7 protein-coding genes and 1 pseudogene are annotated in these 9,762 nt (G+C 36.6%); 1 reads left to right on the forward strand and 7 read right to left on the reverse strand.

Annotation, left to right across the window (positions count from 1 at the left end; genetic code table 11):
- The 7 genes and pseudogenes from Q7P05_RS02525 to bamE form a co-directional block, all read right to left on the reverse strand.
- A pseudogene (locus tag Q7P05_RS02525) lies at nucleotides 1–173 on the reverse strand (flavin reductase); the annotation flags it as partial.
- Nucleotides 174–805: 632 nt separating this feature from the next.
- Complete coding sequence (locus Q7P05_RS02530) at nucleotides 806–2,026, reverse strand: hypothetical protein (RefSeq protein WP_303930262.1); 1,221 nt, start codon at nucleotides 2,024–2,026, stop codon at nucleotides 806–808.
- 550 nt (nucleotides 2,027–2,576) lie between these two features.
- Nucleotides 2,577–3,134, reverse strand: coding sequence for a hypothetical protein (locus tag Q7P05_RS02535; RefSeq protein WP_303930264.1), 558 nt, complete (start codon nucleotides 3,132–3,134; stop codon nucleotides 2,577–2,579).
- Nucleotides 3,135–3,139: 5 nt separating this feature from the next.
- Entirely contained in the window at nucleotides 3,140–3,706 is a 567-nt protein-coding gene (locus Q7P05_RS02540) for a hypothetical protein (RefSeq protein WP_303930265.1), read from the reverse strand.
- A 513-nt stretch (nucleotides 3,707–4,219) separates the two neighbouring features.
- Entirely contained in the window at nucleotides 4,220–5,446 is a 1,227-nt protein-coding gene (locus Q7P05_RS02545) for a hypothetical protein (RefSeq protein WP_303930267.1), read from the reverse strand.
- An 81-nt stretch (nucleotides 5,447–5,527) separates the two neighbouring features.
- Entirely contained in the window at nucleotides 5,528–6,715 is a 1,188-nt protein-coding gene (locus Q7P05_RS02550) for a YadA-like family protein (RefSeq protein ID WP_303930269.1), read from the reverse strand.
- An 86-nt stretch (nucleotides 6,716–6,801) separates the two neighbouring features.
- The gene (bamE, locus tag Q7P05_RS02555; RefSeq protein WP_303930271.1) at nucleotides 6,802–7,530 is read right to left on the reverse strand and encodes an outer membrane protein assembly factor BamE; all 729 of its coding nucleotides are present in this window, start codon (nucleotides 7,528–7,530) and stop codon (nucleotides 6,802–6,804) included.
- Nucleotides 7,531–7,893: 363 nt separating this feature from the next.
- Between bamE and Q7P05_RS02560 the strand changes: the two genes are divergently transcribed.
- Nucleotides 7,894–9,615 carry a DUF262 domain-containing protein gene (locus tag Q7P05_RS02560; RefSeq protein ID WP_303930272.1) on the forward strand — a complete coding sequence of 574 codons (1,722 nt, stop codon included), beginning with the start codon at nucleotides 7,894–7,896 and terminating at the stop codon, nucleotides 9,613–9,615.
- Nucleotides 9,616–9,762 lie beyond the last annotated feature (147 nt).

A 9,762-nucleotide genomic window follows, 5' to 3' on the forward strand; every position in this document is an offset into this window, starting at 1 on the left:
ATATACACCGTCACCGTGGACATATCACCACCATTAGGTCCCCATACATTGCCCATACTGCCCCAACTAACAGTACAAGTATTAAAATCCTCAGGTGTACCAGCTGTAACAAGAGCCCAACGATCCTCAAACATAGAAAACGCTTTATAATCTTTTGATTCAAATGCTTTCATAATGACCTCCGGTTTATCCTATTTTCCCAACCTCGTCTAACTAGCCTAATCCCATTATACGATGCATTAATATACGATACAATAATAATTATATTATATAAATATACGAATAAACTAATAAAAGCCGAGCTAATTCTAAGGAATAAAAGCTCGGCTTTTAGTTTATTTAACGTTTGAAAGAATACTAAAGATTTACCAATGGAATACTTAAAATAATGGAAGCTGTAATTAAGATATACACTACAAAACATAGTTTTAACATAAGCGCTAAACTGACAAACAGGACTTTATAGATAGGTGCTTCTTGTTTCTTAGATCGTATCCAATCTTTAATTTCATAGTATATTTTGGGCTTGTTAAAAGCTAGCGGTAATCGCTTACACCATAAAACGAGCCACAGAATACAGCATATATTACCAAAGAGAAAGAATAGAAATAGACCAAAATGCTCCAATGAATATACTTTCAATACAAAGATATTATAGAGTAGCTGAGCAAATGTCTCTACAAAGTTAATCCATAGATAGATAAGATAAACCTTAAGCAAAAGCACTAAGATAGTTTTGATATATTTGAGTTTACTCATTGGTTCACCCCTATCAAAATATACAAACTAAATGCACACAACTGTATTACATTTTTTCTCGACTTTGCATGCGGATTACTTTATTTCTCAATGTTTCAATATTTGCAAAGTCAGAATATTCTACTGTGTTACGCAGCTGAATATGAGAATATGGCGCAGCCCCATCAGCATAAACTAAACTCATAATATATACATTCTTATCATCCCGTAAGAATCGATACATTATAGACGGTTTTCCTGGTTGATAGTTATCTACCAAAAGGCTAGGAACACCATTATTCCAAACAGATGCTGCTTGAATAGGTGCATCACCTATAATTTGGCTTTCCGGCTTTACCCCCGCAATTTCATTAATAAAGGAATAAATATATTTATTATCGACTTTTACAGGTTTCTTAGCCACAACAAGTCGCATCCCTAAGCCACTATAGTCTCTTATTTCGGCAGAATCCTTTAATGATTTCTGTGCTGTTAATGTAAGCCCTTTAGGAATACGATACATGAGATTATCCCAGTTGATACTTTCACTATAATGATTCATATCATCTAAAGAGTGAATCGACGGAATTACATAATTACTCATAACTCGCTCGAGCTTGTCGGTAACGGGATGATTCTTGTAGCTAAGGCCTATCATATATTCTTGATTTGGTTGATTATCTAAACCAACTACAGCAACCATAGTAGGCGTATTCTTACCAAAAGATTCTGTATCAATAGCCCATTTACCATGTGAAATACCAGGATATATGAACTTCCCTTCTCGCTCCGATTTTAGTTTACCTAATGCATCATCATAATTTAGTCTCGTACCGATCGCAAAAAATATAGAATATTCTCTTACAATAGATAAACGTTCACCATCACTGCGTTTTGGATAATATTTACTCTCTAATAATAATCCAGGAACAGATGCTCGGATATTATTACGATCATCATGCAGCAACACAACGGCAGTCTCATTAACAAGTAAGTCCATCAGCTTTTCAGAATCGCTTGCTATCCGATTGACTTCATCTCTTGTTAGGCCCCAGTCAGTTATAAACATTTCCATACGCTTCTCAGATTCAGAATGTAACTTTATAACATCACTAGCACCTACATTACTCAAGCTACCGGCCCGATAATTCTCATATGCATTAGCAGGAATGCTCGCGTCTGCCCCAGGCATAGGCGGTTGTCCGGTTGGCACTTCGATCTGTACAGCACTTACATTTAAGGTGAAAGCAGTTGCTAATGCCATCATAATTATACTTTTACGTAACATAAAACCCTCTTATCTTTTTCTCTCACATTTACAATATAAATAAGCACAACCTTATTAGCATAAGTATACTATGCAAATAAGACTGTGCCTATTATTAATAATTTTATAATTTAGTATATTGGTTCATATATATTTAGCATTTATGAGGTTTATCTCAATTTGACGATATATATCTTTATCCCTATAATATAGATAGCCAGACGCGTCGAAACGTCAGGCGCATCTCGAAAATAATGAAATCTTGAGAAATGGCCTTTCAGTTATCTAGTTATACTAGGCAACGGAGGGCTATTTGTCTTTTGTGAGACAAATAAGCGCTATTAATGCCCCAAAGGCAATAACAACAGTTATTACCTGTAATAAGAGCATGATTATTTCATAATCACTCATAGGCTTATCCCTCCCTTCGATGACGAAGAGAGGCCCAACCTCGTCTAACTATCCTAATTCTATTATAGAACGAACTAATATACGATACAATAAGAAACGAATAATAGAGATATACAGATAAATACAAAACTCCTATCGGTCAAACCAATAGGAGTTTTTCTTATTTTACAACGATATCATCGAATTGTACGCCATACACACGTTCATACAGGCGGTTTGCAAATAGGTATCCTGCGAATCCAAAGTCTACAGGGGCCATTGCCATTCGTCTATCTTGCGCTTCACGTTGTGTATCATACCGGTTCCCATCTATATGATACTCTTTAAAATCAATAATACTAGAGGCAATTCCTGCATTCTTTTGTTTAAACAACCATAGGTCTTTATAGGATCCTAATTGATGGAACTCTAGCTTCTTGATGAGACTAGCAAAGGACTGCTTTGTATCAAAGGTGTATAGGATATGCTTTTCCTGAATCATATCACCAGCAGGCATGAGCACATACTGTGTGAGGGCGATTTGCTTGGTTCCATTCGGCCCGTTAGAGACCTTGATGGAGTCCTTATCTATAAAGGTGCCATCACCGTTTCCGCTTTCACCAAAGCCATGAAGCATTTCAAAGCGGCTCGTATTTTGTAATTCTTGCATGGACATGCTGTGCGCGGACACCATACAAGACAACGCCAATGCCATTGCTATATATAGTACTTTCATCATGGGCCTCATTTCACCACCACATCCTCAAAATGCATATGATACGCTTCATAGAATAACATATCTGCTATATCATAACGTGTCGTATTCGGTGCCGTGCGCACAATAGCACGAGTCGAGGCTTTCACCTGAACTGGCAGCGACTGTCCGTCAAAGGAGAATTTCCCCAATGGTTCCTCAGAGCCCGTCATGCCTGTTTTCGTCTGTGCCGCATCAATAACCGTCGTCAACGAAGCACCCCCTTGTTTCGCGCGATATACCTGACTTGCTAGCGATAAACGCGTATCATAGGACACAATCCAAGAATCACTAAAAATGACATGTTTCCGCGGCGACTGATACGCATTGTACACAGTAGCCTTGATCTTATACACAGGCGGCGCATACTCTAGTACCTCAATAGAGCTCGTGTCTAAATACCACGTAGTATGTTCATTAGCATTGGGAACATCAGGCATTACCTCAGCAACCACCTTAAACTGCGGTGATGACTTGAGCTCCTGTATCGAAATCGCTTGGCTAGGCATGGTGAAAGCTAGCGTCAGCGCCATCATCACTAAGAATCGTTTTAACATACATCTCTCCTAGAACCTCATAAACTATGATGTAAACTATATTTATTATACATCATATGTAAGCTCAATTATCTACATAAATCTGCTACAATGGTACTCATTTATCACAATTTGACGATATACAACTTTGTCCCTATAATATAAGAAGATAGCCAGACGAGTAGCTACGTCAGGCTCATCTCGGAAAACATAAAATTTTGAGAAATGGCCTTTTCGTTTTATACTAATCTCCAGATTAGTGGAAATGAAGGGCTATTTGTCTTTTGTGAGACAAATAAGCGCTATTAATGCCCCAAAGGCAATAACAACAGTTATTACCTGTAATAAGAGCATGATTATTTCATAATCACTCATAGGCTTATCCCTCCCTTCAATGACGAAGAGAGGCCCAACCTCGTCTAACTATCCTAATCTTATTATATGACGAACTAATATACGATACAATAAGAAACGAATAATAGAAATATATAGATAAATACTGAAAAGACCGCACCCTAAGGTACGGTCTTTTTCTTATTTCTTTAGCTTCTTTTCTATTTTGCTTCTTAACTGGTTAGCATTTTTAAAGTCTAAGTATTCCATCATATTACGCAACGCTAGATGATTGTATTTAGCTTTACTATCTTTATATGACAATACCATAACATAGGAGTATTCGTCATCTTGTATCAAATGGAGTATACGTGATAGTTTACCAGGGTTGTATTGATCCATGATATATGTAGGAATACCATTATTCAACACCATCGCAGATTGGATTGGTACATTTTGTAACAGTAATTTAGAGGATCTATAGATGAGATCTTTAAAAACACGTTTAGGATATGCAACCATTGGATGATCTTTTCTCTGTATAGGACCTCTTGTTACAACCAACCTCATTTCTGGTCCCTCATATACGCGACCTTCTGCATGTGGCCCCTCTTTCATTTCTGATTGTAACTGCATACCCTTAGGCAAACGATAGGTTACATTCCCCCATGTAACGGCATCACTTGTACGATCTAAATCATCTATTGGCTGTAGCGATGGAATTACAAAATTAGCCATTGTACTCTCTACCTTAGTAGTAATTGGGTGATTTATATGTCCAAGCACTGCCACATAATTGTGGTTTGGTTGTTTATCAAACGTAACAGCAGCCATCATTAAAGGTGTATTCTCACTCAAATATTTGTCTGTTATACTCCAATTCCCTTTAGTAATACCAGGGTAATTAAAGGCGCCCTTTTGTTTAGCCGATTTATAAACTGCATCATCTACAAAGCTTTCACTAGAACTAACAAGCCCAGCAATAACACTGCTTTCAACAACAAAAGAAGATACCTCATTTTTCTGATGAGCGTCCTTATAAAAACTTCCAGTTACAGCAATAGGCACTGTCATTTTAGCCCGATGGTCACCTTCGTGCAGCAAGATAATTGTAGATTCATGAGAAGATATATCCATAGACTTATCATGTGCTTTCTTCCATCGTTCTGCATTTTCGATACTTCTTTTATTCTCTTCTACCTGTTTATCTACCATTTCATATATGTGCTTGCGCGCTAAAATGATTGCACTCGCATTAGCATTAAGAGCCTCCCCGTAACGATAGTTCTGATATGCATTATCGGGAATACTTGCGTCGGCCCCTGGTACAGGTGGCTGCCCGTCAGGAACAGTATACTGTGCCGCATCAATAGGCATGGTGAAAGCTAATGCTACAGCTAAGCCCAACAAGGTACTTTTTAGTTTCATACAACACCTCTCAAACAATAATAGACACGTTCTCTCATTAGTATAAGTATACTATATCCTAGAGAACGTGCCTATTTATGCTTATTGCAATTTTTTCAACGCTGCTTTGATTTCGTTTACTTCAGCCCGTAGTTCTTCGTTGTCTGCACGCAGTGATGCATTGTCGGCTTGTAAGTCTTTGATTTGTTTTGCCATTTCAAAGCGGCTTGTTTTGAGGGTTGGGTCTTGTTCGCCTACCTTGAAAGAAGCACCGATGTTAAACATGCTTTCACCACCAAGGGTAACGCCAGCGTGAACCATGGAGTTTTCGTTTGGCTGATAAGAAGCACCAATAGCGCCCGCGTTTGAGTTCTTATAATGGCCTACACTGGTCGCAAAGGACCATTTATCGTTTGGATTATAGTCCAAGTAATGAAGCCCCGCCAATGCCGCAGAGGCAGCGCCCACCTTGGAGACCTGACGATCCGTATAGGACTTGGCGTTGTTGAGCACCTTGTCCCCAATATTCACCGTATTATTTTCGAGCGTAGAAATACGATTCGTATTGTTATCGACCTGCATTTTCACCTCGTGCAACTGACTGCCGTTAATGACCTCCGTAGAGGTTTTAGAAATCTCACCCTTAGACACATTTACGATTTTATTATTCCCATTATCTAGGCCTTTGTTAGTGAGAGACACGGTTTTCTCATTATCATGGTCCCCATCGGTAGTCGTGATGGTCACCCCATTATATCCATAATTCGTATTGTATTCAGTGCTGTTCTCATTGTCATAGTGCACAATCTTCGTACCATCAGTGCTAAGCTCAGACTTATCACCACTTTGTATATTACTCATAGTGAAAGTTTTAGGCTCCATTTGCGCCATGTATTTATTTTCTTTTCGATCAAGGATGGCCAAGCCATAATCCTCTATCCAAACGAGCTCATGAGTTCCGTTATACATATCAAAGTAACCGGCACCAATACGCGTATGACGATCATCAGGATGACCAGCATTCTCTCCTACAGTGCTACTAATAGACATGCCGTCAGATTCAATACGAATACCATGGTTAATATCACCAGCAGAACCTATAAACGTCCCCTGATATGTAGGATAATTCGTCGTAGAAATCTCATAATTCGTAGAACCATCCGCATTCGTACTCGCATTCACCAATAAATTCTCACTATTTGTAGAAACAGTAGAATCCGCATAAACCGTTAATCCATTCATACTCAATACAGACACAACACCAGCTAACAATAAAAACTTTTTATTCATAATAACTCCCCTTATGTTTACAGTTGGATTTTCATTCATACACACTTTATATTGTATGTACTTAACAATACATAATACTTACTTCTTTAATTACTATAAACAGACAATGAAATCTCTTTACCACTAAAGAATATGTATTCACCATGACCAATAGAGAAAGGACCTTGGAATGTATTATTTGAAAGTTCAGATGGCATTCGATTAAATTGATAGAAATTATAATAGTCAATCATAGATGCATCAGTCCCTAACCCAGACTTATCAAAATGACTACCTTTACCAGTAATTGTAATAACTGTAACCATATTATGATCAAGACCGACACTTAGTCCTAAATCCACATATTTTAATGTCTCACGCCCACGAACATCACTAGAACTTGGAGCACCAAGCAGATCAACTACCTGTTGTCGAGTCATTCCTAAATGCACGCCACGAACAGATTCATAATGCTCCTTTTGTAATTGATTAGTTAATTGATTCTTTTTATTCAGAATCAAGGTTTTGTGCTCTCCATTCCCCAACCACTCTAGATGAATAGCTTTTCTACCTTGAGCCTCTTGAATAATAAAAACCCCTGCACCAGGATAGCCACCAACAAAATCAGCACCATCAACAATACGGCAACCATTAATATATCCATTGGAAATGCTCAATACCTTATTACCACTAGCATCATACCAATCACCGGCAACCTTTTGAGACGCACGAATAACACTGTCTAATGGAACTTGAGCTGCTTTAATAGTTAATGCAGAAAATAAACACATAAAACTAAAATACATACACACAAATAATCTCAATTTTGATTTCATGTTAAATCTCCCTAATCCCCATATCTGTAGATATCAAACAAGAATTAATCGAATCTTATGATCCCAACAGTACAAAACATAACACATTATTTATCAACACTATACTACATACAGTTAAACAAATAATTATAAATATAAAACCCTTCCATAAAATGAATATAAAATGAATTAATAAATACATATAATTTCCAAAGGTAGCCGTAATTTAATGACCTATAAAATATAAAAGAAGACTGTTATAAAGCAGTCTCCTCTTTTTATTTCTCTATTGTATACTCCTGTTTTTTATAATATTTGATCTCTACCTAAAAGTATGATCTAATATTTATAAGAAAAGTATTTATTGTATACGGGGGTAGTAATATGGGGATTATTAACTCAAATCTGACAAAACTAGGTTCTTTTTTAGGGAACGAGAAGCTTTATATTCCAGAATATCAACGGGGCTACTCTTGGGAAGAGACTCAACTGGATGACTTTTGGCTAGACTTGGAACAAATTTACGAAGAAAATACACATGATGAACATTTTCTTGGACAGGTTGTGATTCACAAAAATAAGGAAGATGGTAAGCGTTATATTATTGATGGCCAGCAACGTATCTCAACCACAATTATCTTCCTAGATATTCTACGAACAAAATTTAAAGAAATTGCCGATTCAACAAACAATAATGATGCAAATGACGACTCAGAGGATATTAATGCTAAATATATTGGCCGCATATCTGAAAGCAAGCGAGAGCAGTATTTATCTATGGGTGGTGTTGATAAAGAGTTCTTCTTTGAATATATCCAAAAACGTGGAGCCATTGATTATACTGACAAAAAATTTGATAAAAAGAAACTTAAACCATCTAACTATAATATCTTCTATGCAAGTAAATTCTTTAACGGGAAGGTAAATGAATTTCTTGAAAAGAATGAGTCTAATCAATATAAAGCACTAAATAAACTATACCAAGCCTTAATCAATCAGTTTATTCTTATGACTGTTGAAACCGACGATATCAATGAAGCATATATAATCTTTGAATCGCTCAATGCTCGCGGTAAAGCACTAGAAACTGCAGACTTATTGAAGAATCATATTCTTCGTATGGCACAAAATGACTTACCTAGTGCTACTGAAACTTGGAATACCATCATTGATAATCTTGATAATATTGATCCAACAAAATTTATTCGCTACTATTGGAACAGTACAAAACGTTTTGCCCGAGAAAAAGATTTATTCAAAGCATTACGTACAGATATAACATCACAGTCTGATGTTAATGCATTATTATCAAATCTACGCTCTTTATCTAAGGTGTGTGCAGCAATACTACACCCTGACGACAACAAGGACTTTGATTTAACAGAGCTGAACGAACGTCTTATTGAGACGCAAAAACTAGATGCATCCTCATATATTCCTATCATCTTTGCTCTAAGACTACAGAATTACTCTGAAGAAGATATAAATGAGGTTTTAAAAGCGATAGAAACACTAGTAGTTCGTAACTTTGTTGTTTCAGGACTTGTTGCCAATAAATATGAGCTTGTATTTGCACAAATTGCTAAAAGTATTAGCGATAAAACATGGCCATCTAATACTGATAGTACATCCAGTAAAAAGCCAACAAAAGATGATATTCTAAAAAAACTATATTCTCTTATGGTATCAGATGAGGAATTCATCAATAACTTCAGAATCTTCAACTCCAAGAAAAATGCAGTTATTCGATATTTACTTCGTAAAATTAATAACTTTGATATTAATGAAACAAAAATTGTGGATGACTCAAACCGTGTTCATGTTGAGCACATTCTACCTAAAAAGATTAATGATGAATGGATTAACTTCAATGATGAGGACCATGAAACATACCTATGGCGTTTAGGTAATCTAACTCTATTAGGCCAAGAATATAATAACAGAGCTAAGAACAAGGGCTTCGATAAAAAGAAAGAAATCTATAAGAAATCAGAAATCAAAATGACTCGTGACCTAGTCTCCATTGATGACTGGACTACATTCACAATCGTAAAACGACAAGAAGACTTCGCTGAAATAGCACTAAAAATTTGGCCACGTGGCTAGGCTACATATAAATAACAAAAATAAAACCACCCCTATATGGGGTGGTTTTTACTATTAATAGAACGTTATTTGTAGTGTCTTAATGATAACCTTTTATTTCTCCCGTATGTTATTTTCTCCCTATAGTTCCTCCTCTCATTCTCTCCC

The sequence above is a fragment of the Veillonella dispar genome (assembly GCF_937975875.1).
Lineage (GTDB): Bacteria > Bacillota > Negativicutes > Veillonellales > Veillonellaceae > Veillonella > Veillonella dispar_B.